Annotated in this window: 26 protein-coding genes; 6 read left to right on the top strand and 20 right to left on the bottom strand. The window is 71.0% G+C overall.

Translation table 11 applies throughout. The annotated features are described in order from the left end of the window. Nucleotides 1-23 precede the first annotated feature (23 nt). Nucleotides 24-182, bottom strand: a complete 159-nt coding sequence (locus tag OG371_RS29385; RefSeq protein WP_329058547.1) for a hypothetical protein — start codon at nt 180-182, stop codon at nt 24-26. Beyond that, nucleotides 179-463 carry a hypothetical protein gene (locus tag OG371_RS29380; protein ID WP_329058545.1) on the bottom strand — a complete coding sequence of 95 codons (285 nt, stop codon included), beginning with the start codon at nt 461-463 and terminating at the stop codon, nt 179-181. Before OG371_RS29380 ends, OG371_RS29385 begins: the two co-directional genes overlap by 4 nt. 70 nt (nt 464-533) lie before the next feature. Between OG371_RS29380 and OG371_RS29375 the strand changes: the two genes are divergently transcribed. After that, nucleotides 534-1,148 carry a TetR/AcrR family transcriptional regulator gene (locus tag OG371_RS29375; RefSeq protein WP_329058543.1) on the top strand — a complete coding sequence of 205 codons (615 nt, stop codon included), beginning with the start codon at nt 534-536 and terminating at the stop codon, nt 1,146-1,148. A 9-nt stretch (nt 1,149-1,157) separates the two neighbouring features. Here the strand turns inward: OG371_RS29375 and OG371_RS29370 are convergent, their stop codons facing one another. Continuing rightward, nucleotides 1,158-1,883 carry a ferritin-like domain-containing protein gene (locus tag OG371_RS29370; RefSeq protein WP_442876001.1) on the bottom strand — a complete coding sequence of 242 codons (726 nt, stop codon included), beginning with the start codon at nt 1,881-1,883 and terminating at the stop codon, nt 1,158-1,160. 95 nt (nt 1,884-1,978) lie between these two features. On the opposite strand from OG371_RS29370, the gene OG371_RS29365 reads away from it, so the two are divergent. Further along, the gene (locus OG371_RS29365; RefSeq protein WP_329058541.1) at nt 1,979-2,848 is read left to right on the top strand and encodes a phosphoribosyltransferase; all 870 of its coding nucleotides are present in this window, start codon (nt 1,979-1,981) and stop codon (nt 2,846-2,848) included. Between the two features lie 8 nt (nt 2,849-2,856). On the opposite strand, the gene OG371_RS29360 is transcribed toward OG371_RS29365, so the two are convergent. The 6 genes from OG371_RS29360 to OG371_RS29335 all read right to left on the bottom strand — a co-directional run bounded on the left by OG371_RS29360 (nt 2,857) and on the right by OG371_RS29335 (nt 9,601). Then, entirely contained in the window at nt 2,857-3,678 is an 822-nt protein-coding gene (locus OG371_RS29360) for a S1 family peptidase (RefSeq protein WP_329058539.1), read from the bottom strand. Between the two features lie 139 nt (nt 3,679-3,817). Continuing rightward, nucleotides 3,818-4,246, bottom strand: a complete 429-nt coding sequence (locus tag OG371_RS29355) for a cytotoxic translational repressor of toxin-antitoxin stability system (protein ID WP_329058537.1) — start codon at nt 4,244-4,246, stop codon at nt 3,818-3,820. After that, entirely contained in the window at nt 4,243-4,659 is a 417-nt protein-coding gene (locus OG371_RS29350; protein WP_329058535.1) for a type II toxin-antitoxin system HicB family antitoxin, read from the bottom strand. The genes OG371_RS29355 and OG371_RS29350 overlap by 4 nt, the downstream gene beginning before the upstream one ends. Nucleotides 4,660-4,817: 158 nt before the next feature. After that, the gene (locus OG371_RS29345; protein ID WP_329058533.1) at nt 4,818-7,634 is read right to left on the bottom strand and encodes a vitamin B12-dependent ribonucleotide reductase; all 2,817 of its coding nucleotides are present in this window, start codon (nt 7,632-7,634) and stop codon (nt 4,818-4,820) included. A 40-nt stretch (nt 7,635-7,674) separates the two neighbouring features. After that, on the bottom strand, nt 7,675-8,166 hold the full coding sequence (gene nrdR, locus OG371_RS29340) for a transcriptional regulator NrdR (RefSeq protein ID WP_091617686.1): 492 nt from the start codon (nt 8,164-8,166) through the stop codon (nt 7,675-7,677). Nucleotides 8,167-9,094: 928 nt separating this feature from the next. Then, complete coding sequence (locus OG371_RS29335) at nt 9,095-9,601, bottom strand: LysM peptidoglycan-binding domain-containing protein (protein WP_329058531.1); 507 nt, start codon at nt 9,599-9,601, stop codon at nt 9,095-9,097. Nucleotides 9,602-9,927: 326 nt separating this feature from the next. On the opposite strand from OG371_RS29335, the gene lexA reads away from it, so the two are divergent. Next, a complete protein-coding gene (gene lexA, locus OG371_RS29330) occupies nt 9,928-10,644 on the top strand; it encodes a transcriptional repressor LexA (protein ID WP_329058529.1) in 717 nt (238 codons plus the stop codon). Between the two features lie 222 nt (nt 10,645-10,866). On the opposite strand, the gene OG371_RS29325 is transcribed toward lexA, so the two are convergent. The 3 genes from OG371_RS29325 to OG371_RS29315 are packed head-to-tail and all read right to left on the bottom strand — an operon-like array spanning nt 10,867 to nt 13,894. Then, nucleotides 10,867-11,865, bottom strand: a complete 999-nt coding sequence (locus tag OG371_RS29325) for a hypothetical protein (RefSeq protein ID WP_329058527.1) — start codon at nt 11,863-11,865, stop codon at nt 10,867-10,869. A gap of 54 nt (nt 11,866-11,919) precedes the next feature. Continuing rightward, on the bottom strand, nt 11,920-13,353 hold the full coding sequence (gene hflX, locus OG371_RS29320) for a GTPase HflX (protein WP_329058525.1): 1,434 nt from the start codon (nt 13,351-13,353) through the stop codon (nt 11,920-11,922). A 43-nt stretch (nt 13,354-13,396) separates the two neighbouring features. Beyond that, nucleotides 13,397-13,894: an ArsR/SmtB family transcription factor gene (locus tag OG371_RS29315; RefSeq protein ID WP_329058523.1), complete on the bottom strand. Its 498-nt coding sequence runs from the start codon at nt 13,892-13,894 to the stop codon at nt 13,397-13,399. A gap of 61 nt (nt 13,895-13,955) precedes the next feature. Here OG371_RS29315 and OG371_RS29310 point away from each other — a divergent pair, with 61 nt between their 5' ends. Continuing rightward, the gene (locus OG371_RS29310; protein ID WP_329058522.1) at nt 13,956-15,209 is read left to right on the top strand and encodes an MFS transporter; all 1,254 of its coding nucleotides are present in this window, start codon (nt 13,956-13,958) and stop codon (nt 15,207-15,209) included. 9 nt (nt 15,210-15,218) lie between these two features. After that, nucleotides 15,219-17,750: a valine--tRNA ligase gene (gene valS, locus OG371_RS29305; RefSeq protein ID WP_329058520.1), complete on the top strand. Its 2,532-nt coding sequence runs from the start codon at nt 15,219-15,221 to the stop codon at nt 17,748-17,750. 107 nt (nt 17,751-17,857) lie between these two features. Here valS and dapF read toward each other — a convergent pair whose 3' ends face one another. Together dapF and miaA are read right to left on the bottom strand one after the other, a co-directional pair. Further along, entirely contained in the window at nt 17,858-18,685 is an 828-nt protein-coding gene (gene dapF, locus OG371_RS29300) for a diaminopimelate epimerase (protein WP_329058519.1), read from the bottom strand. A 9-nt stretch (nt 18,686-18,694) separates the two neighbouring features. Then, nucleotides 18,695-19,615, bottom strand: coding sequence for a tRNA (adenosine(37)-N6)-dimethylallyltransferase MiaA (gene miaA, locus OG371_RS29295; protein ID WP_329058518.1), 921 nt, complete (start codon nt 19,613-19,615; stop codon nt 18,695-18,697). A gap of 218 nt (nt 19,616-19,833) precedes the next feature. Here miaA and OG371_RS29290 point away from each other — a divergent pair, with 218 nt between their 5' ends. Then, nucleotides 19,834-21,147 (top strand): DUF349 domain-containing protein, encoded by a 1,314-nt coding sequence (locus OG371_RS29290; RefSeq protein ID WP_329058517.1) that lies wholly within the window; start codon nt 19,834-19,836, stop codon nt 21,145-21,147. Between the two features lie 111 nt (nt 21,148-21,258). Here the strand turns inward: OG371_RS29290 and OG371_RS29285 are convergent, their stop codons facing one another. The 6 genes from OG371_RS29285 to OG371_RS29260 all read right to left on the bottom strand — a co-directional run bounded on the left by OG371_RS29285 (nt 21,259) and on the right by OG371_RS29260 (nt 25,683). Next, nucleotides 21,259-21,735 (bottom strand): Rv2732c family membrane protein, encoded by a 477-nt coding sequence (locus OG371_RS29285; protein ID WP_329058516.1) that lies wholly within the window; start codon nt 21,733-21,735, stop codon nt 21,259-21,261. Next, complete coding sequence (gene miaB / locus OG371_RS29280) at nt 21,732-23,213, bottom strand: tRNA (N6-isopentenyl adenosine(37)-C2)-methylthiotransferase MiaB (RefSeq protein ID WP_329058515.1); 1,482 nt, start codon at nt 23,211-23,213, stop codon at nt 21,732-21,734. The genes OG371_RS29285 and miaB overlap by 4 nt, the downstream gene beginning before the upstream one ends. 75 nt (nt 23,214-23,288) lie before the next feature. After that, nucleotides 23,289-23,732: a YbaB/EbfC family nucleoid-associated protein gene (locus OG371_RS29275; protein ID WP_329058514.1), complete on the bottom strand. Its 444-nt coding sequence runs from the start codon at nt 23,730-23,732 to the stop codon at nt 23,289-23,291. Next, a complete protein-coding gene (locus tag OG371_RS29270; protein WP_329058513.1) occupies nt 23,729-24,340 on the bottom strand; it encodes a pentapeptide repeat-containing protein in 612 nt (203 codons plus the stop codon). The genes OG371_RS29275 and OG371_RS29270 overlap by 4 nt, the downstream gene beginning before the upstream one ends. After that, entirely contained in the window at nt 24,340-25,344 is a 1,005-nt protein-coding gene (locus tag OG371_RS29265) for a WXG100-like domain-containing protein (protein WP_329058512.1), read from the bottom strand. The genes OG371_RS29270 and OG371_RS29265 overlap by 1 nt, the downstream gene beginning before the upstream one ends. Beyond that, nucleotides 25,345-25,683 (bottom strand): hypothetical protein, encoded by a 339-nt coding sequence (locus OG371_RS29260; RefSeq protein WP_329058511.1) that lies wholly within the window; start codon nt 25,681-25,683, stop codon nt 25,345-25,347. Nucleotides 25,684-25,855 lie beyond the last annotated feature (172 nt).

The raw sequence follows: 25,855 nt of genomic DNA, 5'->3' as shown, positions 1-25,855 counted from the left end.
CGGGGGCGCCGGATGCCCCCGCGTCACCGCCCGGCGCGGCGCCAGATCACCACCGCGCCGAGCACCAGCAGGACCACCGCGGCCAGCACGATCAGGCCCTTGATCAGCAGGTCCATCATCAGCTCGTGCAGGATCTCGTGACCATCCCCGTCGGCGAGTACCGCGGCCGGTTGCGCGGTCATCGGTCCCTCCGGCCGACGCTGTCGTCGATCCGCCGCACGGCTTCGCGGGCGACGCGGTTCCCGAGCCCACCCCCACGACGGGCTCGGGAACCACCGCTGTGCCGCTCGTCCAGCACCCGTCCGGCGAACCGAGCGGCCGTCGCCACCCCGTCCCGTACGCGATCACCTTTTCCCTTGCGCCGCAACGAAACCGCGACGCCGAAGGCCGCCAGCCCGAGGACCACCAGACCCGCGGCGATCAGGCCGAACCGGATCAGCAGCAGGTTGAGCACCGTCTCCATGTCTCCCACCTCGTTTTCTATCACGACTGTGACATAAACATTCGTATCACAGGTGTGATAGAAAGGTCCAGTGCCCAAGCAGGTCGACAGTGAGCAGCGCCGAGCGCACATCGCGGACGCCGTGCTGCGCCTCGCCGCGCGCGACGGTCTGCAGGCCGTCTCGCTGCGGTCGGTCGCGACGGAGGCTGAGCTGAACATCGGCTCGGTGCGGCACTATTTCGACGGCCAGCGCGATCTGATGCGCTTCGCCATGCGCTCGACCATCGACCGCGTGACGGCCCGGCTGGAGCGGCGCCGCGAGTCGCTACGGCCGTTGTCGGAGCTGACCCGCGACGAGGCGGCGGACCAGCTGACGGAGTTCCTGGCCGAGCTGCTCCCCCTCGACGCGACCCGGCGGGCCGAGGGCGGTGTGCTGGTGGAGTTCCTCGTCGCCGCCCGCGTCGACGAGGAGATCGCCGATCTGGCGAGTGAGGCGATGCGGGGCACGCTGATCCTGGCGCGGCGCATCACCGACGCGATGGCGCGTCAAGACCTCCTGCCGTCCGAAGCCGCCGCCCCCGAGGCGCAGCGATTGGCGGCCCTGCTGGACGGGCTGAGCTTCCGCGCCGTCCTGCAGCCTGAGGCGACTTCAGCGCAGGAATGCCTCGACGTGCTGCGCGCGCACCTCGTGTCACTCCTGCGCTGAAGCGGTTCTTCAGACCAGTCCCCGAGGCCGGGCCCGACGCGGAAACGGCCGTACCTGAGCCGATTCCTTCCGTCCATAGTGGACGTCCACCAGCACCCGCTCGAACCGGCTGAGCACCCCGGCGGCGAACGCGATCCGCGTGACGCCCAGCCGGCGCAGCGCCCGCCCGTGGTCGAGCAGCACCACCGCGAGCGCGCCGGCCAGCAGCACCCGCCACCCGAACTCGACGGCCTTGCCGGTCGTCCCGCCGAACTCGCCGCGCAGCCGGTCGCAGTGGAACGGCACGTGCCGCTCCTCGTCGGCCAGGATGCGCGCCGCGACCTCGCTGGTGAGCGGGTCCCCGCTGCCGTCGCGCAACGCCCGGTAATACCGCAGCGCCACGACTTCCGCGATCAGCAGCACCATCAGCTCCAGCCGGAGCCCGAGCGCGCGCCGAAGCCGGACGAACACGGCGTCGGACCAATGCCCATCGATCGTCGTGCTCCCCGCGGCGGCCAGCAGCCGGGCGAGCAGCCGCGCGTGGTTCTGCTCCTCGGCCACGAACAACACCACCGCTTCCCGATACCGTCCGCCCGCCTTGGCCAGCAGATTGGCGCCGTCGCCGGACTCCCCGACCTGGAACCGCTGCACACTCCGCGCGACCTCGGGATCGAGCCGCGCGCCCCGTCCCCACTCGGGCTCCGGCCGTACCCGCTGCCGCCGCGCTTCCGTCGTGAATTCCCTGAGCCAGTCCACGGCGTCGATGCTGGACCGTCGATGTGGCTTTGCGGCGGGGAAAGTGTGGAGATCCGGTGGGGGCCTGTGGGAGGGTCTGTGCCGGGGGTGATCGCATGAAGGACTCTTCCACCGACTACCAGGCGGACGACCGCGCGAACCGGCTCCACGCGTACGAGCTCGAACAATCGTCGACCGCCTGGTTCCTGAACCTCCGCGGCTCCGAGGAGACCACCCGGCACATCGTCGGGGCCCTCCCCCGCGCCCGGGCCGTCCGGCCCGCGGCCGGCGATCGCCAGTGGCCGCAGCGGGTCCGGCTCGACTTCGAGCCACCCTCGAACCTGGCCGAGCTGCTGGACCTGCTCACCGACGTCTACGTCATCGAAATCCAGCACCGGGCCTCGCTCGACGCCGCGCTCGCCTTGGACTTCTACCGGGAGTCCGCCGACGGCACCGGGTCACAGCTCACCGAGACGGGCGAATGGGTCCGCCGGGTGAAGCGCTACGACGAACATCGCGATCTCCCGCAACAGGAGGTCGACGAAGCCGGCCAGAAGCTCTGCACCGCGCTCGTCGACGCGATCCTCCAGCACGAGTGGTTCCTCAGCGCCGGCAAGGTCCTCCTGGTCCCCGGCCACGAGCCCGGCCCCTCGGCGAGCGTCCTGCTCGGAGCAGGCGTCGCCGAGCAGCTCGGCCGGCCCCGGGTCGGCGTCGAACCGGTTGCCGCCAAACGGAAGCCCGCGAAACAGATGACCACGGCGGAACGCGCCGGCCTGCTCGGCGGCTACCGGGTCAAGGAGGACCTGGCCGGCGAAACCGTCCTGATTGTCGACGACCTCTACCAAACCGGTTCGACCATGGCCGGCGTCGCCCGAGCCGCCCGAGCGGCGGGCGCGACGACGGTGCTCGGCATCGCGGCGACCCGGACGCTCAGCACGACCACGACCACCGACCGGAAACTGCGCGAGACCCGCCGCCGCGGCTGACGCGCCCTTCACCCCGCGTGGATCGTCCGCCGGATCCAGTCCGAGAACGCGGAAACGTTGCTGTACAGGCCCGGCCCGCCCGCGCAGGTCGGACGGGGGCTGCCGGGGCCCGAGGTGGTCCCGATCAGTTCCCACTGCCCGTCGAAGCCGCGCCGGATCTGCGGGCCGCCGGAATCCCCGATGCACGCCATGGCATCCGGCTTCGGGCTGATCGTGCACAACCGGCTCCAACCCGCGTACCCGGGACCGCACTCGGCGTCGGCGCCCCGGCGTGTGTCGAGTTGCTGGAGCCGTTCCGCGTACACGGCCTTGGTGACGTCGTTGGTGTCGACGACGGTGCCGAAGCCGAGGAGCCGGGTCGGAGTGCCGGGCGCACCGGGCCAGACGGCCGGGCGAACGGGCTGCTCGGCGACCGGCCGGTCGAGCTTGATCAGCGCGATGTCGTTCTGGTTGTACGGTTTCTCGCCAGTCAGCCGGTAACCGGGGCTCGTCACCATCTTCGCGATGCGGCGGACGGTGCCCCCGGAGGACCGGAACTCACTGCCGACGCGGACCGTGCCGTCCGGCGTCACCAGGCTCGGGTCGACGCAGTGCCCGGCCGTCACCACCCATTGGGGGTCGATCAGGGACGCGCCGCAAACGCCGTGCTGCCCGGTCCCGTTCACCGTCTCCGGGATCGAGGCCATGAACGAGTAGCGCTGCGTGGAGTCCTGCCCGTTGACGATGGCTTCGGCACTGCCGGCCGTCACCAGGCTCGCGCACGCCACACCGGCAACCGCCACCGCGGCGGCACTCACCACGCGTCGGGGCGCGGACTTCAGGTTGAACACCGAGGGTGTCCCTTCATTCGGGGATACGGACACCCTCAGCTTTCGCGACCAAGATCAACGGGGACATCCGGGCAGCACGCCTTTTCCCGGTGGGGTCAGCCCCCGCTCGGACGCCGCACAGCCAGACGTTGCCGCCTGATCAGGCGCCCTCGGTCCAGTAGCTCTGAAGCCTGGCCACCGCCTCGCCCTTGCTCATCCCGGCCACCTCGGCCTCGTCGACGCCGACACGGGAGATCAGCAGGTGCACGAGGTCCGCGGGCAGGGCCCCCGGCGGCGGCTCAGGCACGCCGCGAGCCGGTTTGATGCCGTCCTGCACGCAGGACCAGAACACCGGTTCCGTCACTTCGAGCTGATCGCGCAGGATGTGCTTCCAGATACCCGGCCCGTAGTCGCTGCGGTCCACCGGGTGCGAGATGCGCGTGCGCAGAATCCTGCTGTCGGCCAGATCGAGTTCGTACGTGACGTGGTGCGTTCCGGTCCGCCCGCGAGCGTCGCGGACCCGGCGCCATTCCTCCGTCTGACAGAACGTCTCGTGATCCTTGCGGGTCGGCTGCGGCTGCGAAGTCACCGCGCGGCACCGACCAGCCAGTCACGCAGTTGCCCGTCGTCGCTGAAGCTGATCAGCTGCACCAATCCCCAGTTGTCCCGGTGGTTCGGGGCATCCAGCAGGCGCTCCTGCCAATCCTGCGCGTACTCCCGCAGGGCGTCGACCATCTCGTCGACCGCCTCGTCGAACGACGAGCCGTCCGCAGCCACCGGCAGCCCCGGAATGAACACCGACCAGCCACCGGCCTCCGGGACGACCTGGGCGTGTGAGGGAACGATCGACGCGAGGAAGTGGCGTAGCCGTTCGACATCCACCACCGCGGTGGTCGCGGAGTCACGCCGGACTGTGGCGACCCGCCCCTTCTCGGCGGCGTCGAGCAAGTCCTTCAGATGTGCGCGCGCATCTGTGTAGCTGTCGTAGTGGACAGCAGACATGTCAGCCTCCCGGTGATCCTCACCAGGATGCCCCCTCCCCGCAAGTACGTCAAGTACGTGACGTACTTGGAGGCGCGTTGAGCGGACATGACAGAGCCGGGGCAGCAACCGCCGCCCCGGCTCCGACCAGCCAGTTCACCTATCGCAGGTGCTCACGCTCAGCTGCAACCCGAGGTGGCGCCGCAGCCTTCGCAGGCGTAGCAGGAGCCCGCGGGACGCATCTTGGTGCCGCAGGTCATGCACAGCGGCGCGTCCGCGGCCTTGCCCAGGTGGAGTTCCATCAGCTCGGCCGTGCTCTGGACCTCACGCGGGGAAGAGTCCGAAGTGGACGCCGCCGTCGAGGATTCGACGCTGGAGCGCAAGGCTTCCACGTCCACGCTCTGCCCGCCGTAGCTCGCCTCGACCTCGGCCGAGCGCTCGTCGGCGGTGAAGATGCCGAGCTGTGAACGCTTTTCGTACGGCAGGTAGTCCAGGGCCAGGCGGCGGAACAGGTAGTCCATCACGCTGGTGGCGATCCGGATGTCCGGGTCGTCGGTCATGCCCGCCGGCTCGAAACGCAGGTTGGAGAACTTCGAGACGTAGAACTCCAGCGGGATGCCGTACTGCAGGCCCACCGAGATCGACATCGAGAAGGCGTCCATCACGCCCGACAGGGTGGAGCCCTGCTTGCCGAGCTTGACGAAGATCTCGCCGAGGCCGTCGTCCGGGTACGAGCCGGCGTGCAGGTAGCCCTCGGCTCCGCCGACGGTGAAGGACACCGTCTGGCTCGGGCGCTTCTTCGGCAGGCGGCGGCGCACCGGGCGGTACTCGACGACCTTCCCGGCCTCGGTCTCGGCCGCCTCCTCCTTCTTCTTGCCGGTGGAGAGCGGCTGGCCGACCTTGCAGTTGTCGCGGTAGATGGCGAGCGCCTTGAGGCCCAGCTTCCAGCCCTGGAAGTAGATCTCCTCGACCTCTTCGACGGTGGCCGACTCCGGCATGTTCACCGTCTTGGAGATGGCGCCGGACAGGAACGGCTGCACCGCGGCCATCATCCGGACGTGGCCCATCGGCGCGATGGAGCGCTCGCCGACCGCGCAGTCGAACACCTCGTAGTGCTCGGGGCGCAGGCCCGGCGCGTCGACCACGTGGCCGCGCTGCGCCACGTACTCGACGATCGCCTCGATCTGCTCCTCCTGGTAGCCCAGCACCTGGAGCGCGCGCGGCACCGTCTGGTTGACGATCTGCATCGAGCCGCCGCCGACCAGCTTCTTGAACTTCACCAACGAGAAGTCCGGCTCGATGCCCGTGGTGTCGCAGTCCATCATGAAGCCGATGGTGCCGGTGGGCGCGAGCACCGAGGCCTGCGCGTTGCGCCAGCCGTGCCGCTCGCCCAATTCGTTGCCGCGCCGCCATTCCTCGCTCGCCAGCGCGCGGACCGCAGCGTCGTTCGAGTGGTGCGTGCGGACCAGCTCGTTCGCCGCCGCGTGCTTGCGCATCACGCGCTGGTGCGCCTCGGCGTTGCGGGCGTAACCCTCGTACGGGCCGACGGCCTTGGCCAGCTCGGCCGAACGCCGGTAGGACACCCCGGTCATCAGCGAGGTGATCGACGCCGCGAGCGCGCGGCCGCCTTCGGAGTCGTACGCGTGGCCCAGCGCCATCAGCAGGGCGCCGAGGTTCGCGTACCCGATGCCCAGCTGGCGGAACTTGCGGGTGGTCTCGCCGATCGGCTCGGTCGGGAAGTCGGCGAAGCAGATCGAGACGTCCATCGCGGTGATGACGAACTCGACGGCCTTCGCGAACAGCGGCGCGTCGAAGGTGCCCTCGGCCGAGACGAACTTCAGCAGGTTCAGCGACGCCAGGTTGCAGCTGGAGTTGTCCAGGTGCATGTACTCGCTGCACGGGTTGGACGCGGTGATCCGGCCGGACTCCGGGCAGGTGTGCCAGTCGTTGATCGTGCCGTCGTACTGGATGCCGGGGTCGGCGCACTCCCACGCCGCCTGCGCCATGGTGCGGAACAGCTTCTTCGCGTCGAGGCGCTCGATCTCCTCGCCGGTGAGCCGGGCGCGCAGGGCGAACTGCCCCTCGGTCTCGACCGCCTGCATGAACTCGTCGGAGACGCGGACCGAATTGTTCGCGTTCTGGTACTGCACCGAGGAGATGTCGGCGCCGGAGAGGTCCATGTCGAACCCGGCGTCGCGCAGGACCCTGATCTTCGCCTCTTCACGCGCCTTGGTCTGGATGAACTCCTCGATGTCCGGGTGGTCGACGTCGAGCACGACCATCTTCGCCGCGCGCCGCGTGGCGCCGCCGGACTTGATCGTGCCCGCGGACGCGTCGGCGCCGCGCATGAACGACACCGGGCCGGACGCGGTGCCGCCGGAAGTCAGCAGTTCCTTCGAGGAGCGGATGCGGGAGAGGTTGAGGCCCGCGCCGGAGCCGCCCTTGAAGATCAGGCCCTCCTCGCGGTACCAGTTGAGGATCGACTCCATCGTGTCGTCGACGGCGAGGATGAAGCAGGCGGACACCTGCTGCTTCGACGCCGTGCCGACGTTGAACCAGACCGGCGAGTTGAAGCTGAAGACCTGGTGCAGCAGCATCCAGGTGAGCTCGTGCTCGAAGACCTCGAGGTCGGCCGGCGTAGCGAAGTAGGAGTGCTCGGCCGCGGCCTTGACGTAGGTCTTCACCACGCGGTCGATGAGCTGCTTGAGGCTGCTCTCGCGCTGCGGCGAGCCGACCGCGCCGCGGAAGTACTTGCTGGTGACGATGTTGGTGGCGTTGACCGACCAGGACTCGGGGAACTCGACCCCGCGCTGCTCGAAGTTCACGCTGCCGTCGCGCCAGTTGGTCATCACGACGTCGCGCTGCTCCCAGGCGACTTCGTCGTACGGGTGCACGCCGTCGGTGGTGAAGACCCGCTCGACGGTCAGCCCGCCGCCACCGGACTTCTTCTTGCTCCGCCCGGTCGTCGCTGCGCCGGTTCCCACGGTTTCGGTCATCGGGTCTCGTCCCCTTACTCCCGCGCGCAGCCGGCGACTTTCAATCGCCTTCGGCGCGCTCGCCTTCTTCTTCCGCAGCAGCACCCGCCATGGCCTGACGCAGGTCGGAGATCTCCTTCTCGAAGTCCTCGACCGAGGAGAACGAGCGGTAGACGCTGGCGAACCGGAGGTACGCGACCCCGTCGAGCTCACGCAGCGGGCCCAGGATCGCCAGGCCGACCTCGTGACTCGGGATCTCCGCCAGCCCGGCGGAGCGGATCGACTCCTCCACGCGCTGCGCGAGCTTCTGCAGCGCGTCGTCGTCGACCGGCCGGCCCTGGCACGCCCGGCGGACGCCGTTCACGACCTTGTCCCGGCTGAACTGCTCGGTGACGCCGGACCGCTTGACGACGGCCAGCACCATCGTCTCCGACGTGGTGAAGCGCCGGCCGCACTGCGCGCACGAGCGCCGCCGCCGGATCGCCTGACCCTCATCCACCTCTCGGGAGTCGACCACCCGAGAGTCCGCATGCCGGCAGAACGGGCACCTCATCCGCCGATCACCTTCCCCTCCGCACCGGCCGATTCCTTCGCCGCCCGGCCCCTGCCGCCACGCTACGGCCTGGGCCCCGATCCCCCCGCACGGCCCCGTGCCTGGTGATCGACATGTGGACAGCCGGTGGGTGAACGCCGGTCAGCTGTGGACAACTGCTACCGAGTCTACCCCTACCTGTGGACCAACTACAGCGGTGTAACTACTAGATATAGGGGCTGACCATAGATCTCCCCGGAGCCGGGCGCAAGCGGCGAAGCAAGAAGGACCCCACAGGGTGACGACGGCTGGACCTGGCCGGTGAACAGGCCGATCCGGGCTGTCACGGGGTGCCGCGTCAGGGCCACTGAAACAGCAAGCGACTACGACTCAGAGCGGGAGCACGAGGCGTCCCGGGCTGCGCCGGGGCCGGGACCGCGGAGCGGCGGGCATCAACCCGACTCCATCAACCTGCCCCAGAGAAGACACGATCAACTCGACTCAGGGAGACACGCCGGGACTCGAGAGGTCCGGGCCGACCCAAGTGGTCCAGTCCGGGTAGTCATCCGGAGCGTCGCCGACGTCCACCAAGCGCCCGGCTCACTTGCACCGAGCGCCGGACTCGCTCGCACCGAGTGCAGGGCCCGCCCGCGTCGGTCACCGGACTCGTGTCGCTGCCAAGCGCTGGGCTGGCCTGCACCGGTCGCCTGACCCAGCTCCACCGCCAGGCCACGTTCAGCACAGCTGCTCGCACCATGGCAACCTTTCTCCTCCACCGGCCACCTTCGCGCCACTGGCCGCCTTCGCCGCCACGACGGCGGCGATGGCATGCGGCCGATAAGCCCACGCCTCCGGTCCACCCAGATCAGCCCACAGCCCACACCCGTGCGCATCCACTGCAAACCGCCGCATTCGCTGCAGCCGCCGCGTGGTTGCGGAGGCGGGAAAGTCAGGAGCCCAGACCGGTGCCGTCGCCGGCGATCGGGACCGTGAGGGGCAGGCCTGGGGTCAGGACGGCGCCGTCGAGGTTGTTGAGTTGTTTGATGCGGGTCACCACGGCGTCTTGGTCGCTGCCGGGGGCGAAGCGGGCGGCGATCGCGGACAGGGTGTCGCCCTGTTCGACCGAGACCGAGGCCGTGCGGGACGGGACCGCGGCACCCGGTGTGCCCGCGCCGAAGACACCCAGGGCGGTGACCACCAGGCAGGCAGCGGCGGCGATGGCGAGCAGCCACGGCCAGCGGACGGCGGGGCGGCGCGCCTCGGCGCACGCGGCGGCGGTGCCCTTGCGGCCCGCGACGACACGCGCGCGGGTCGGCGGCCGCAGCGGCTCGCCGCGGCGCTCGCGCGCCACTCGCGCCGGGGCGGACGGGCCCGGCACGGTGTCGCGGCGGGCAGGGGCGACCTGACGGACGGGGCGAAGCGGGCGGACCAGCCCGCGGTCGGCCAGGATCGACATGGCGAACCTCCTCGTGACCTGCTGCTCGGTTCGGTCCCGGCCCCACGCGGCGCTCTCACCGGCGCCGATGGGACTGAGGTCGAACAGGCGTTCTATCGAACGCCCGTGCGAAGGTCTACCACCCCGCACCGACAAAATCGAGAGGACACGGCGTGTCGATCGAACAGATGTTTGAAATCGTCGTTACTGACGGCTAACGTCGGTCACCAGGACATCTGCCGGGCAGATGTCGTCGGCGAGCGTGCCCGCAGCAGCGGGTGCCGGCCGGCGCACGCGGAACGCGCGGCCGCCCCCAAGGCGGCCGTGGGACGGCTGGAGGATACGCAGTGGCCAAGGAGAGCAAGGCGGGCACCACGCCCGGTGGCCCGGGCAAGGTGAGCGCCCTTCCCGAGGTCTACGACGTGGACGAGACGCTCACCGTGCGTCAGCAGCAGGTGCTGGACGTGATCCGGACCTGGGTGAGCCGGTTCGGCTACCCGCCGAGCGTCCGGGAGATCGGCGAGGCGGTCGGGCTCACCTCGACCTCCTCGGTGTCGCACCAGCTGCGCGCGTTGCAGCGCAAGGGTTATCTGCGCCGGGACGCGAACCGCCCGCGCGCGGTCGGCGTGCTGTCGACCACCGACGACAACCCGATGGGCATCGACATCGACCAGCAGCCGTCCATGCCGAAGGCGGCGTACGTGCCGCTGGTGGGCCGGATCGCCGCGGGCGGGCCGGTGCTGGCGGAACAGGCCATCGAGGACGTTTTCCCGCTGCCGCGCGAAATCGTCGGCGAGGGCGAGCTGTTCCTGCTGAGCGTCACCGGCGATTCGATGGTCGACGCGGCCATCACCAACGGCGACTGGGTGGTCGTCCGCCAGCAGCCGACGGCCGACAACGGCGAGATCGTCGCGGCGATGATCGACGGCGAGGCCACGGTGAAGACGTTCAAGCGCAAGGACGGCCACATCTGGCTGATGCCGCACAACGACGCGTACGAACCGATCCCCGGCGACGACGCCACGATCCTGGGCAAGGTCGTCGCGGTCCTGCGCCGCCTCTGACAGCGCTTTTCGAAGCAGGCCTCCGGCCACGCGGTGACGACGAGCAGCCCGGCCTCGTTCGCGCCCGCGGGACGGAGGTGCGGCCGGAACCGGCGCCCGTCTCTGGGGGACGGCGCCGGGGCCGCCGCGTCAAGCCATCGTGGAACGCACGGCCGACCGCCGACGGGCCGGTTGTCCTCAGTGGACAGAACCGGCGCCGAACGAAGTCAGCGGCGAACGACGTCAGCGGCGGCGCAGCTTGCGCAGCAGCAGCCAGCCGCCGAAGACCACCACGACCGCCAGCACCGCGGCGGGCAGAGCCGGAACTCCCCCGCCGGGCGAAGAATCGGCCGCGGCCTGGGGCGCCCCGGCAGGTGAGCCACCGGCCGCGGAAACCAGCGAGACGGCGTTCTTCACCGAGCGAACGGGCTGGCCAACCCCTTCCCCGGCCGACAACAGGCTGCCGTCAGGCTCGAAAGCCATCGCCTCGCCCTGTTTCTCCCCCGCCAGGGGCACCCGGACGGGACTGCCCTTCAGCGCCGCGGCGACATCGCCGTCCGGAGCCGCGTACAGGTAAGCGTCGGTGTACGTGCGCAGCGCGACCACGGTGCCGTCGGCGTTGGTCGCTCCGCCCGTCACCAGCACCGAGCCGAAGGCGCCCACCGGGCCGCCCTTCGTGTCCGTGCTGTGGATGGTGACCGTGCCGACCTGCTCCAGCGGAGTCGGGCCGGGTGTCGCGAGCGGGCCGTTCGGGCGGTACACCTTCGCGTCGCCCAGGATGTCCTTGGTGATCAGGTACGGCGTGCCGGACCGGTCGAGCAGCAGGGCTTCGGTGTCGTGCGGCCCATCCGGGTAGGTCAGCCGGTGCAGCGTCACGCTTCCCCCGGACGGCTTCAGCTCCAGCAGCGCGACGGTGGCCCGTTTGTTGCTGTTGTCACCGGTGTCCGAGAGCCACAACGTTCCGTCGGCCGCGCGGGCGAGGTCCTCGACGTCGTACGGATCAGCGCTCGCCGACAGCACCTTCTGCACCGCGCACGACCGGTCCAGCACGTACACCTGGACCTTGGTGCCGCCGTCGTTGATCGCGTACCAGTGGGTGCCGTCGGAGACCAGCCCGGAAAGCTCGGTGATCCGCGGATCGGTCACCCGGCACAGCGTTTCGGGCGCGGGCAGTGCCGCGGCCGAGGCGGGCAGGGCGCCGATCAGCAGGAGAAACGCCGTCGCAGCAAGGACGACACGCACCAGCTCACCTCCGTAGTGCGCGGCCGGATTCAGCCGCACACTACGGAGGACGCGTCAGCGGGGTGAGGAGTTGGTCTCGAACCGGCGCAGCGCGGCCGCGAGGTCCGGGTGGACCCGCACGAGCACCCGCGTGCCGTCTTCGACGTGCTCCTCTTCCAGCACCTCGCCGTCCTTGTGGGCGCGGGCCACGAGCTCACCCCGCGTGTACGGGACGAGCGCCTCGACCACGACCTCCGGGCGCGGGAGCCGGTCGGCCAGCACCTCGGCCAGCTCCGGGATCCCGGCGCCGGTGCGCGCGGAGACCAGCACGGAGCCGGCCAGCTGGTGCCGCAGCCGGGCCAGGGTGACCTGGTCGGCCGCGTCGGCCTTGTTGATCACGAGCAGCTCCGGCGGGAGCGGCTCCTTGCGGGAGCGGGTGATCTCGGCGAGCACCTCGCGCACGGCGTTCACCTGGTCCTCGGGCGCCGGGTCGGAGCCGTCCACCACGTGCACGAGCAGGTCGGCGTCGGCCGCCTCCTCCAGCGTCGAGCGGAACGCGTCGACCAGCTGGTGCGGCAGGTGCCGCACGAAGCCGACGGTGTCGGTGAGGGTGAACGTGCGCCCGTCCGCCGTCTGCGCCCGCCGGGTGGTCGGGTCCAGGGTGGCGAACAGCGCGTCCTCGACCAGCACGCCCGCGCCGGTCAGCGCGTTGAGCAGGCTCGACTTGCCGGCGTTGGTGTAGCCGACGATGGCCACGCTGGGCACCTCGTTGGCCACGCGCCGGCCGCGCTTGGTCTCGCGGATGGTGTCCATCGCGGCGATCTCGCGGCGCAGCTTGGACACGCGCTTGTTGATCCGCCGGCGGTCGGTCTCCAGCTTGGTCTCACCGGGACCGCGCAGGCCCACGCCGCCGTTCGCGCCGCCGGCGCGGCCACCGCCCTGCCGGGACAGCGACGCGCCCCAGCCGCGCAGCCGCGGGATCAGGTACTGCAGCTGGGCCAGCTCGACCTGCGCCTTGCCCTCCTTGGAGCTGGCGTGCTGCGCGAAGATGTCGAGGATCAGGGCGGTCCGGTCGATCACCTTGACCTTGACCTTCTCCTCGAGCTGGCGCAGCTGGCCGGGCGAGAGCTCCCCGTCGCAGATCACCGTGTCGGCGCCGGTCGCGATCACCACGTCGCGCAGCTCCCGCACCTTGCCGGAGCCGATGTACGTGGCCGGGTCCGGCTGCACACGCCGTTGGACCAGGCCTTCGAGCACCTCGGAGCCCGCGGTTTCGGCCAGCCGGGCCAGCTCCGCCAGGGAGGCGTCGTTCTGCTCGGCCGTGCCCTCGGCCCACACGCCGACCAAGACGACCCGCTCCAGCCGCAGCTGCCGGTACTCGACCTCGGTGACGTCCGCGAGCTCGGTGGACAGTCCCGCGACCCGGCGGAGCGAGGCGCGGTCCTCGAGCTCCATCTCGCCGGTGGACGGGTCTTCCTCGTAGTGGTCTTCATGTGTCAGTTCTGTCATCGTGCCTCCATGCTCCCACGATTCCCCGCGGGGGCCGAGTGGTTTACCTGCTCGGATAGATCGAAACGTAGACCGCGGTGCGTCCCTGGCCCGGTGCGTCGGGGCGGTGGCGGAACTCCTCCAGCAGCTCGCCGAGCCGCTCCTTGAACTCCTCGACGTCCGGGGGCGGGACCTGGAAGACGAGCCGCGAGGAGTCCACCTCGCCCGGCTCGGCCTCGGCGAATTCGGCCAGGTAGGCCTCGAGCATCGCCTGGCCGACCGGCGCGGCGCTGTTGTCGAGCAGCCAGGACAGCCCGGTCGAGAGGTACGGGATCTCCTTCGCGCCGCGCGTGCCCCGGCGCGGCTCCTGCGGGGCGAGGAAACCTGTGTCCACCAGCCTGCGCACGTGGTGCAGCGTGGTCGCCGGGTCGCGGCCGAGCCGCTCGGCCAGCTCCTTGTTGGTCATGGCCTCGAAGGAGGTCAACCGGATGATGCGCAGGCGTATTCCGGACGCGAGCGCGGCGGCCTCGGCCTCCGTCGAGGGACGTCGTCGGGTGGGCACGGCTCCAGCCTAAGGGGTTAAGTGATTGACACTATCCAATCACTTGATAACACTCTTTCGGGTGAGTAGGGATTCGCTCTTCTTCCACGCGGACTTCCGCCGGCTGTGGGCCGGGGACACCGCGAGCCAGCTCGGCATGTTCGTCGGGATCACGGCCGTCCCGCTGCTGGCGGCGGTGACGCTCGCGGCCACGCCGTTCGAGATGGGCCTGCTGACCATGGCCGAGACGCTCGGCTTCCTGCTGCTCGGGCTGCCCGCCGGCGTGTGGGTGGACCGGCTGCCGCGCCGTCCGGTGATGCTGACCGCCGATCTGGTGCGCGCCGTGCTGATGCTGAGCATCCCGGTGGCCTGGTGGACCGGGGTGCTGACGATGGGGCAACTGCTCATCGTGGTGCTGCTGACCGGTTTCGCGACCGTGTTCTTCGACGTCGCGTACCAGGCGTACCTGCCGGCGCTGGTCGGCCGCGAACATCTGCTGGAGGGCAACGCGAAGCTGCAGGCCGTCCAGTCCACCGCGCAGATCGCCGGGCCGAGCGCGGCCGGCGTGCTGGTCCAGGTCATCGGCGCGGCCAGCACCGTGCTCACGACCGGGCTCGGCTACCTGGCCTCCGCGCTGTGCCTGTGGCGGATCCGCACCGTCGAGACCGTGCCGGAGCGCACCGGCCACGAGCGCCTGGTGTCGCAGATCCTCGAAGGCCTGCGGTTCGTCTTCGCCGACAAGCCGCTGCGCGCGATCGTCGCCTGCACCGCCACCGCGAACCTGTTCGGCGCCGCCGCGCAGGCCGTGCAGGTGCTGTTCCTGACCCGCACGGCCGGGCTGCCGCCGGCGGCGGTCGGGGTGTTGCTGGCTGTCGGCGGCATCGGCGGCATCCTCGCCGCGCTGTGCTCGGGCGCGATCATCCGCCGGGTCGGCCAGGCGCGGTCGATCTGGCTGGTCCCGCTGCTGGTCTGGCCGGGCAACCTGCTCGTGCCGCTGGCCGGCCCCGGCTGGCGGCTGGCGCTGGCGGACTTCGGCCTGGCCGCGGCCGGGTTCGGCGTGATCCTCTACAACGTCGCGCAGGTCTCGTACCGCCAGGCCATCACGCCGGACCGGCTGCTGGGCCGGATGAACGCGAGCGTGCGGTTCGTGGTGTGGGGCGCGATGCCGCTGGGCGGGCTGCTGGGCGGGGCGCTCGGCGAGACCGTCGGGCTGACCGGCGCGCTGTGGATCGCCGTGATCGGCGAACTCTGCGGCGCGCTGTGGGTGCTCTGCTCGCCGTTGCGGCGGATGCGGGATCTCCCGGTCTCGGAGAAAGGCGATCTGGCGCCCGCCTAGAGTTGGCCCATGAACGCAACTCCCAGCCCCAGCCCACGAGTCCCGGACAAAGTCGGTGTCGACGGTCTGGAGGCCAAGTGGGTACCGGTATGGGAGAACGGCAGCGTCTACCGGTTCGATCGCGAAAAGCGGCGTGAAGACGTCTATTCGATCGACACCCCGCCGCTGACGGCGAGCGGTTCGCTGCACATCGGGCACGTGTTCTCCTACACCCACACCGATCTCGTCGCGCGGTACCAGCGGATGCGCGGGCGCGAGGTGTTCTACCCGATCGGCTGGGACGACAACGGCCTGCCGACCGAACGCCGCGTGCAGAACCACTTCGGCGTGCGCTGTGAGCCTTCGCTGCCGTACGAACCGGGCTTCCGGCCCCCGGAGAAGCCGGGCAAGAACGCGATTCCCGTGTCACGGCGCAATTTCGTCGAGCTGTGCCAGGAGCTTTCGGAAACCGACGAGAAGGTGTTCGAGGACGTCTGGCGCCGGATCGGGCTCTCGGTCGACTGGAGCACGGCGTACCAGACCATCGACCCGGCGACGACGCAGATCTCGCAACGCGCTTTCCTGCGCAACCTGGCGCGCGGCGAGGCTTACCAGTCCGAGGCGCCGACGCTCTGGGACGTCACCTTCCGCACCGCCGTCGCGCAGGCGGAGCTGGAGGACCGCGAGCGCCCCGGCGCATACCACGACCTGGTGTTCCACACCGGCGAGGACGCCGAGGTGCTCATCTCCACCACGCGCCCGGAGCTGCTGCCCGCGTGCGTCGCGCTCGTCGCGCACCCGGACGACGAGCGGTACCAGCCGCTGTTCGGGAAAACCGTGCGGACGCCGGTGTTCGGCGTCGAGGTCCCGGTGCGCGCGCACCACCTCGCCGATCCCGAGAAGGGCACCGGCATCGCGATGGTGTGCACCTTCGGCGACACCACGGACGTGACGTGGTGGCGCGCGTTGCAGCTGGAGACGCGGCCGGTGCTCGGGCGCGACGGCCGGTTCCTGCCCGAGCCGCCGCGCGACGTGCCGGCGGAGGCGTACGCGCCGCTGGCGGGCAAGACTGTCCACACGGGACGGCAGATTCTCGTGGACCTGTTGCGGGACAAGGGCGCGCTGCGCGGCGATCCGCGGCCGATCACGCACCCGGTGAAGTTCTACGAGAAGGGCGACCGGCCGCTCGAGATCGTCACCAGCCGCCAGTGGTACATCCGCAACGGCGGCCGTGACGAGCAGCTGCGCGCGCGGATGCTCGACCGCGGCGCCGAACTGCAGTGGGTGCCGCCGCACATGCAGGTCCGCTACCGCGGCTGGGTCGAGGGCCTGACGAGCGACTGGCTGATCAGCCGGCAGCGGTTCTTCGGCGTGCCGATCCCCCTCTGGTACCCGCTCGACGCGCACGGCGAGCCGGACCACGACGCCGTGCTGGTACCGGACGATTCGAGCCTGCCGGTCGACCCGAGCACCGACGTGCCGCCCGGCTACACCGCGGACCAGCGTGACGTGCCGGGCGGCTTCACCGCCGAGGTGGACGTGATGGACACCTGGGCGACGTCGTCGCTCACCCCGCAGATCGCCGGGCGCTGGACCCTGGACGACGACCTGTTCCGCCGCGTGTTCCCGTACGACCTGCGGCCGCAGGCACACGAGATCATCCGCACCTGGCTGTTCTCCACGGCCGTGCGCGCGGAACTGGAGGAGGGCGTGCTGCCGTGGCGCCGGGCGGCGATCTCCGGCTGGGTGCTCGACCCGGACCGCAAGAAGATGTCGAAGTCGGTCGGCAACGTCGTCACTCCCGCCGACCTGCTGGAGAAGTACGGCTCGGACGCGGTGCGCTACTGGGCGGCGAGCGCGCGGCCCGGCGTCGACACGGCCGTGGACGAGGGCCAGATGAAGGTGGGCCGCCGGCTGGCGACGAAGCTGCTCAACGTGAGCCGGTTCGTGCTCGGCCTCGGGCTGCCTTCGCCGGACGCGGTGGCGTCGGAGCCGCTGGACCGCGCGGTGCTGGCGGCGCTTTCGTCGGTCGTCACGGAGGCGACGGCGGCGTTCGAGGCGCTCGACTACGCGCGGGCGCTGCAGCAGAGCGAGACGTTCTTCTGGACGTTCTGCGACGACTACGTGGAACTGGTGAAGGGCCGCGCGTACGGCGACCGCGGCGAGGCGGCGGCGCAATCCGCGCGGGCGGCGCTGGCCACGACGCTTTCGGCGGTGGTCCGGCTGTTCGCGCCGTTCCTGCCATACGCGACGGAGGAGGTCTGGTCGTGGTGGCAGGAGGGCTCGGTGCACCGCGCGCCGTGGCCGGTTCCGGCGCCCACCGAGGGCGACCCGGCGCTGCTCACGCTGGCCGGTTCGGTGATCGCGGCGGTGCGGCGCGCGAAGACCGACGCGAAGGTGTCGATGCGCGCCGGCGTGGAATCCCTGACGGTGACCGCGCCGCCCGAGGTGCTCACCGGTTTCGGCGACATCGAGGCGGACATCCGCACAGCGGGCACGGTCGCGTCGGTCAGCACCCGCCCTGGCGACGGTGAGCTGGCGGTCGAGGTGACGATCGGCTGACGGCGGTCGCCCCGCTCGATGCGCCCCAATGTGGCGTTCGGTGCGTTCAACGCAACCAACGCCACATTGGGTGCGTTGAACGCAACCAAATGTGGCATTGGGGCGCTTCACGCGCCGGCGGCGGCCCACCAGGCTTCGTCGAGTTCGCCGCGGGCGACGATTTCCGCGGGGCCGGTCAGGGTGGATGCGCCGCGGGCCACGGTGACGGTCACGCGGCCGCCCGGGATGTCGACCGTCGAGGAGCCCGTGTCGGTGCCCGCGAGGTGCAGGGCGGCGGCCACGGCGGCGACCGTGCCGGTGCCGCAGGCGCGCGTCTCCCCCACGCCGCGCTCGTGGACGCGCATCCGCAGCGCGCCTTCACCCAGCAGGTTGACGAACTCGAGGTTCACCCCGGCGGGGAAGTAATCGTGGTCGAAGTCGGGCTGGTGCTCCAGGTCCAGGTCGGCCACGTCGTCGTCGAGGACCGAGACCAGGTGCGGGTTGCCCACGTCCACGGCCACGCCGGAGAACGGGCGGCCCGCCACCACCGTCACCGAGGTGCCGGTAATCGTCGCGGGTCCCATGTGGACGGTCACGGTGCGGTCCGGGTGGACCACCACCGGGCGGTCGCCCGCGCGGGTGCCGACGATGAACTCGCCCGCCTCGGCCAGGCCCGCTTCGACCAGGTACCGCGCGAACACGCGCACGCCGTTGCCGCACATCTCCGCGATCGAGCCGTCGGCGTTGCGGTAGTCCATGAACCACTCGCCCGCGGACTCCAGGCCCGCCTCTCCGGACCGCACGACGCGCAGCACGCCGTCCGCGCCCAGCCCTCGCTGCCGGTCGCACAGCGCGGCCACCCGGGCCGGGGTGAGGTCGAGCCGGCCGGACGGGTCGGGCAGCAGCACGAAGTCGTTCTGTGTGCCGTGGCCCTTAAGGAATTCGATGCCGCCCATGGCTCCAGGTTACCGGCCGAGGACGTCGAGTACGCGTGCGGCCAGCTCGCCGGAAGCGCCGTCGAACCACTGGATCCGCTTGTCCCGGCGGAACCAGGAGCGCTGCCGCCGGACGAAGCGGCGGGTGGCCTGCGCGGTCGACGCAGCGGCCGCTTCGAAGTCGCCTTCACCGTCCAGCTCCGCGAGCACCTGCTGGTAGCCGAGCGCCCGCGAAGCCGTCTTCCCTTCACGCAAACCACGCCCGATCAGAGCGCGCACCTCGTCGACGAGCCCGGCCTCGAACATCCGCGCCACCCGCAGGTCCACGCGCTCGTCCAGCTCGGCCGCCTCGCGGTCGACGCCGATCAGCACGGTCCCGTAACGCGCCGGCCCTGGCTTCGGCAGGTTGGCCGAGAACGGCTCGCCGGTGATCTCGATGACCTCCAGCGCGCGCACGATCCGGCGGGTGTTGGTCGGCAGGATCGCGGCGGCCGCGGCCGGGTCGCGCTCCCCCAGCCGGGTGTGAAGCGAGGCGGTGCCGAGTTCCGCGGCCTCCGCGTCGAGCCGCGCCCGCACGGCCGGGTCCGTGCCGGGGAACCGCAGGTCGTCGAGCACGGCCTGGACGTACAGGCCCGAGCCGCCGGCCAGCACCGGGACGCGGCCCGCGGCCAGCACGTCCTCGATCCGCTGCCGGGCGTCACGCTGGTAGGCGGCGACGGACGCGGTTTCGGTGACGTCGAGGACGTCGAGCAGGTGGTGCGGCACCCCGCGCCGCTCCGCGCCGGTGGCCTTCGCGGTGCCGATGTCCATGCCGCGGTACAGCTGGAGCGCGTCGGCGTTGATCACCTCGCCGCCCAGCGCCAGGGCCAGCTCGACGGCCAGCGCCGTCTTCCCGGTGGCGGTGGGGCCGACGACGGCCACCGGACGGAGCGGCTGAGCAGGGCTGATCACGCCGGTTGACGCTACCTGGACGGGTAGCGCCTGCGGACACGGAGCGTCCCGGAGAAGTAGGATCACTGGCTTCGGGTGGCTCATCCGATACCACGGTGGACGCTGAGCTGCTTGAATGCCGCTGGGGCCCCATGCCCCCGGAGCACTACGCGTAACCCGGCCCCGCCGCACGGCGGGGCGCCCGCACCAGCGGGCGTACAGGCGATAAGGAGCCTGCGATGGCCCAGGAGAACACGTCTACCGGCACCCCGGCGCCGCACCCGGTGCCGCACGCGCACGGCGGCGGGCACACCGCACCGCCCGTGCCGCCCGCCGAGCCCGCCCCGTCCACCTGGGGCCGGGTCGACGCCGAGGGCACTGTCTTCGTCTTCACCGCCGACGGCGAGCGGGCGGTGGGGGTCTGGCAGGCCGGCAGCCCGGAAGAGGGACTGGTCCACTACGCCCGCCGCTTCGACGACGTGCGCACCGAGGTCGAGCTGCTGGAGACCCGGCTGCACTCCGGCGCCGGCGACCCGAAGCACGCGCTGTCCACCGCCACGCAGCTGCGCGACGGGCTGGGCGAGTCGGCCGTGGTCGGCGACCTGGTCGCGCTGGGCGCCCGCCTCGAGTACGTGATCGGCGAGGCCGAGAAGGCGCTGGCCAACGTCAAGCAGGAGCGCGAAGAGGCCCGCGCGGCCGCCGTCACGCGCAAGCAGGCGCTGGCTGAGGAGGCCGAGCAGATCGCCGCCGAGTCGACGCAGTGGAAGGCCGCGGGCGACCGGCTGCGCTCGATCCTGGACGAGTGGAAGACGGTCAAGGGCGTCGACCGCAAGACCGACGACGAGCTGTGGAAGCGGTTCTCCAAGGCGCGCGAGGCGTTCAACCGCCGTCGCGGCTCGCACTTCGCCGAGCTGGACAAGCAGCGGGCGACCGCCAAGCAGCGCAAGGAAGAGCTGATCGCGGAGGCCGAGTCGATCGCCGAGTCCGACGACTGGGGCGCCACCGCGGGCCGCTACAAGGACCTGATGACCGAGTGGAAGGCCGCCGGCCGCGCGCCGAAGGACAGCGACGAGGCGCTCTGGCAGCGTTTCCGCGCGGCGCAGGACGCGTTCTTCGCCCGCCGCTCGTCGGTGTTCTCCGAGCGCGACGCCGAGTTCGCCGGCAACGCCGCCCGCAAGGAGGAGCTGCTGGTCGAGGCCGAGAAGATCGACGTGGCAGCCAACCTCGAGGCGGCGAAGAACGCGCTGCGCCGGATCCAGGAGCAGTGGGACGAGCTGGGCAAGGTGCCGCGCGAGCGCATCCGCGAGCTGGACGGCCGGCTGAAGGCGGTCCAGGACGCGGTGAAGTCCGCCGAGGACAGCCGCTGGCGCCGCACCGACCCGGAGGCCCAGGCGCGGGCCGCGCAGTTCCGCGAGCGCGTCGAGCAGTTCGAGTCCCAAGCCGCCAAGGCCCGGGCCGCGGGTGACGAGCGCCGGGCGAAGAAGGCCGACGAGCAGGCCGCGCAGTGGCGTGAATGGCTTCAGGCGGCGGAAGCCGCGGTCGCCGACCGCTGAGGCGTTACGCGAAGAGGGCCCCGTCACCGCGGTGACGGGGCCCTTCTCGTGGGTCAAGGACTCGTGAGTGGCTGTGCCGGTTAGAACCGTCATGAACACTCACGAGTGCGTTCAGGCGCGGGAGAACGCGGTGCGCATCCACAGCGTCGCGAGCACGATCGTGGCCGCCCAGGCGATCAGCAGGCCGATGCCCGGGCCGCCGCCGGCCGCGCCGGAAGCGTGCGCGGACTGCTGGGACCAGACCGCGAGCAGGCCGTCGACCGAGGCGAACCAGCCGCCCGCGGCGCAGCACCAGGACACCCACCAGCGTCGCGTCACCAGGGCCAGCGCGCCGGCCAGCACGCCGATCACCGTGGACGTGGCGGCGAACAGCTGCGGGATGCCGCCGCCCTGGCCGGCCAGCACCTGGTAACCGCGGTGCTCGCCCACCCACGGCAGGAGCTGCGCGACCAGCAGCACGAAGATGAACAGGGCGATGGTGAAGCCGCGCCGGCCCAGCTCGACCGTGCGCGAGGCCCGCTGGCCCGCCTGGTCGATCTCCTCGGTCAGCTGCGGGCCCACCTCGGCGGACGTTCCCGGTTCGGTCACAGCGCACACCCACTCACCGGGGCGGGCCGGGCCGCCGGGGCTCCGAAGCCCGGCAGTCCCAGCGTGACCCCGCTCGTCTTGGGCCGAAGACCGGCTTCGGCGTTGTCGCCCGCCCGCGTGCGGCGGTGCGTCAGCAGATCGCCGTCGGCGACCAGGTGGTGCGGAGCGCCGTAGCTGATCACGGCCTCCACCACGTCGCCCGGCCGCACGGAACCGTCCACAACGGACCCGGCGGGCGTGAAGTGCACCAGCCGCCCGTCGCGGGCGCGGCCGCTCATCCGGTGCGTCTCGGCGTCCTTGCGGCCCTCGCCCGCGGCGACCAGCAGCTCCACCCGGCGGCCGACCAGGTTCTTGTTCTCCGCCCAGGAAATCTCGTCCTGCAGGTCGACCAGGCGCTGGTAGCGCTCCTGCACGACCGCCTTCGGCAGCTGGTCCGCCATCGTGGCGGCCGGGGTGCCGGGGCGCTGGGAGTACTGGAAGGTGAACGCGCTGGAGAACCGCGACTCGCGCACGACGTCGAGCGTCGCCTGGAAGTCTTCCTCGGTCTCCCCGGGGAAGCCGACGATGATGTCGGTGGTGATGGCGGCGTCCGGCATCGCGGCGCGCACCTCTTCGAGGATCTTGAGGTACCGCGCGGAGCGGTAGGAGCGGCGCATCTCGCGCAGCACGCGGTCGGAGCCGGACTGCAGCGGCATGTGCAGCTGGTGGCAGACGTTGGGCGTCTCGGCCATGGCGTCGATCACGTCGGAGGTGAACGCGGCCGGGTGCGGCGAGGTGAACCGCACGCGCTCCAGCCCGTCGATCCCGCCGCAGGCGCGCAGCAGCTTGCCGAACGCGAGCCGGTCGCCGAACTCGACGCCGTAGGAGTTCACGTTCTGCCCCAGCAGGGTCACCTCGAGCACGCCCTCGGCGACGAGCGCCTCGACCTCGGCCAGGATCTCGCCCGGCCGCCGGTCGCGCTCCTTGCCGCGCAAGGACGGCACGATGCAGAACGTGCAGGTGTTGTTGCAGCCGACCGAAACCGACACCCAGCTCGCGTACGACGATTCGCGGCGGGCGGGCAGCGTCGAGGGGAACGTCTCCAGCGACTCGAGGATCTCGACCTCGGCCTCGGCGTTGTGTCGCGCGCGCTCCAGCAACGCCGGCAGCGAGCCGATGTTGTGCGTGCCGAACACGACGTCGACCCACGGCGCCCGCTTGACGATCTCGCCCCGGTCCTTCTGCGCCAGGCACCCGCCGACGGCGATCTGCATGTCCGGGTTCGCGGTCTTGTCCGGCCGCATGTGGCCGAGCGAGCCGTACAGCTTGTTGTCCGCGTTCTCCCGGACCGCGCAGGTGTTGAACACGACCAGGTCCGGCTTCGCCGCGCCGTCCGCGGCGACGTAACCGGCCTCTTCGAGCTGGCCGGCGAGCCGTTCGGAGTCGTGCACGTTCATCTGGCAGCCGAAGGTGCGGATCTGGTAAGTGCGCGCGTTCATCGTGGTTCAGGGTAACCCCAGGCTGACCAGGCAAAGCCGCCGCCCGCCCGCCAGTCCCCCGCCGCATCGATAACGTCACCGCGGTTTGCGGTGCTGCTCCGAAATGCGCCGGACGGCGTCCATGGACCGGTTGATGCCTTCGGTGGTTTTGTCCAGGGCCCGGAACGAGTCCGCGGAGATCTCGTTCAGCGTCCGAGTCAGCAGATCCAGCGACGGCGGGCTCGGCAGCGACGCCGTCATCGCGGCACGCATGGAGTCCAGCGCCGCATTGGTCGCCGCCATGATCACGGTGGAGAGTTCACCGGCGGGGATCCGGAGCGCGGCCGGGTCGATGTGCAGCGCGCTCACCCGTCCGCCGGTCACCTCGACGCGTACCTTGCCGTCCATCGCCTCGCCCGCGCCGACCGGCGGCTCGGGCGGGGTGGCGTCGGCCGCGGGCCCGGCACCGGCGCGGGACTGGGCCAGCTGGTCCTGCAGGTGGTGCACGACGTCCTTGGCCGCCCGCCACGGATCGGTCACGGTGCCACCTTCCCGGCGAACGGCCGCACCAGCGCCCCGGCCTGGCGCAGTGCGTCGATCGCGTCGAGCAGACCGCCGGCGCCGGTGACGACGCTGCCCGCCAGCACCGTCCCGGTCGCGCCCGCGGCGTCCCATCCGCTGACCTGGTCGGCATCGAATCCGACTCGGTCCAGCCGGGCATCGCGAAGCTTCGCGCCGCGGAGATCGGTGCGGGAGAAGTACGTCTTGGTCAGGTCGGCGCGGTCGAGCACGGCCCCGGACAGGACCGCTTCGGTCAGGTCGGCGCGGACCAGCCGGGCGCCGGTCAGATCCGCGCCCGTGAGATCGGCGCCGGTGAAGTTCGCCTTGTACAGGTCGGACCCGACCAGCTTCGCGTGCCGCAGGTCCGCGCCGATCAGCTCGGTATGGCTGAGGTCCGCGCCGCTCAGGTCGCAGCCGGACAGGTCGGCTTCGTTGAGCACCGCGCCGTCCACCCTGCGCTCGGCCAGCCGCAACGGCGCGAGCGAGCGGCCGGTCAGGTCCAGCTGCCGGCCGCCTTCGTTGTCGTTCCAGCGCCGGTGGTCGTCCAGCAGCGCCTCGAACTCGGCCTGGCTCAGCGTCTGCGCCATCAGTAGATCGCCACCTTCTCCGCCCACTCCGGATGGGCCCCGACGAGTTCCTTCAGATCGTCCCGGTCCGCCGGCGACAACTTGCTGATGTCCAGTGCGACGTACTCCCCCGCAGCGATCTCCCGCCGGATCGACTTCTCTGCCGCCTCTCTGGTGTAGCCGCCCCGGCCGGGTCTCGTCCGGAACCCTTTCACGTCCCAGTCCTGGCCGCTGCCGTCCTTGAAGTCCGCTCCGGGACTGCCGCGTTCCACCGGCGGGGTGACCGCGCCCATCTTCTCCAGGCCGAGCGCGACCTCCGCCTCTCGCCGGGTCGCCGCGGTTGCCGTGCCGCCGTGATCGGGGTCCTTGGCGAGCTTTTCTTTGCGGAGCTCGTACTCCTGTCGCGCCTGTTCCCGCTCCTGCGGCGTGTCGAACTCGTCGACACCCTGCTCGGAAGTGTGGATGGGCCGCGCCGCCAGGCGGTCGATCTCCTTGCCCAGATGCTCGCGCACCAGCTCGGACAGTGGCGCGCCCAGCTCTCGGACCGCGGTGATGGTGGCGCCGACCAGCAGCACGATCGTCCGGTTGACCACAACCGCGGTCTCCGCGGCCGCCGCCAGTGACGCGCCGAGAGTGAAGAAAGCCGCTGCGACGGCAGCCGCCAGGATCACTGCGAACGCAACCAGCTGGGCGATCACCGAGATCTTCAACGCCAGCACCAGCCCACCCGCGGAGTAGAACGCGATGGACACCGCCCCGGCCGCGATACCGCAGTCGACGAGGTAACCGTCCTCGCCGGAAAGCTTCTCCCAGTACGCCTTGAACGCGTCGAGCCCGGGGCTCTGGTTTTCCGCCAGCATCGCCGCCACCGCGGTGGCCGCCGCCCCCGAATGCGTGGCTGCCTGTTCGGCGAAGGCGCCCCAGTACTCACCGCAGTGGATCAGCAGGGTCTCGTCGGCCTGCGGCCAGGTACAGCCGATCCAGGACAGTGCTTCGACCAGTTCGGGCGGCAGCTGCAGGCCCACTCAGACGTCACCCAGGCTGTCCATGATGGCCTGAACCCGGCGCATCTGCTCGGTGTTGTCCCGCTCGATCGTGGTGTACGCCGTGGCCGCCTGGTTCATCGCCGCGGACGTCTCGACCAGGCAGAACCCGGTCTGGGTGAAATAGTCCAGTGCGGTGGGCCCGATGATCTCGTACATTTCTTTGAGAGCGGTTCCCAGCTCGTCGCCGCCGTAGGGATCCCCCACCGCGCCCATATCGGCGGTCAGCGTCGCCGTCGACTCGCCCCAATCCTGTCCGGCATTGTCGACGCCCTGCGCCGCCTCGTGGACACTTTCCGGCCGCACATTGACCGTCCCCATGACTTCACCATAACACGACAAATCGCCTGAAAAGACCGAATCGACCACCAAGAGCGAATTCCGTACGAAAGCGGACCTGGAGCTTCGAATGACCGCCGCCTCGCTCGAATCACCGGCCTGCTCAACCGCGGGTGAGCGCCCCATTTCAGGTCACCCGAGCCCATCTGGCCGG

It is taken from the genome of Amycolatopsis sp. NBC_01480, from assembly GCF_036227205.1.
GTDB lineage: Bacteria > Actinomycetota > Actinomycetes > Mycobacteriales > Pseudonocardiaceae > Amycolatopsis.
This window is presented reverse-complemented; position numbering and strand designations above follow the sequence as displayed.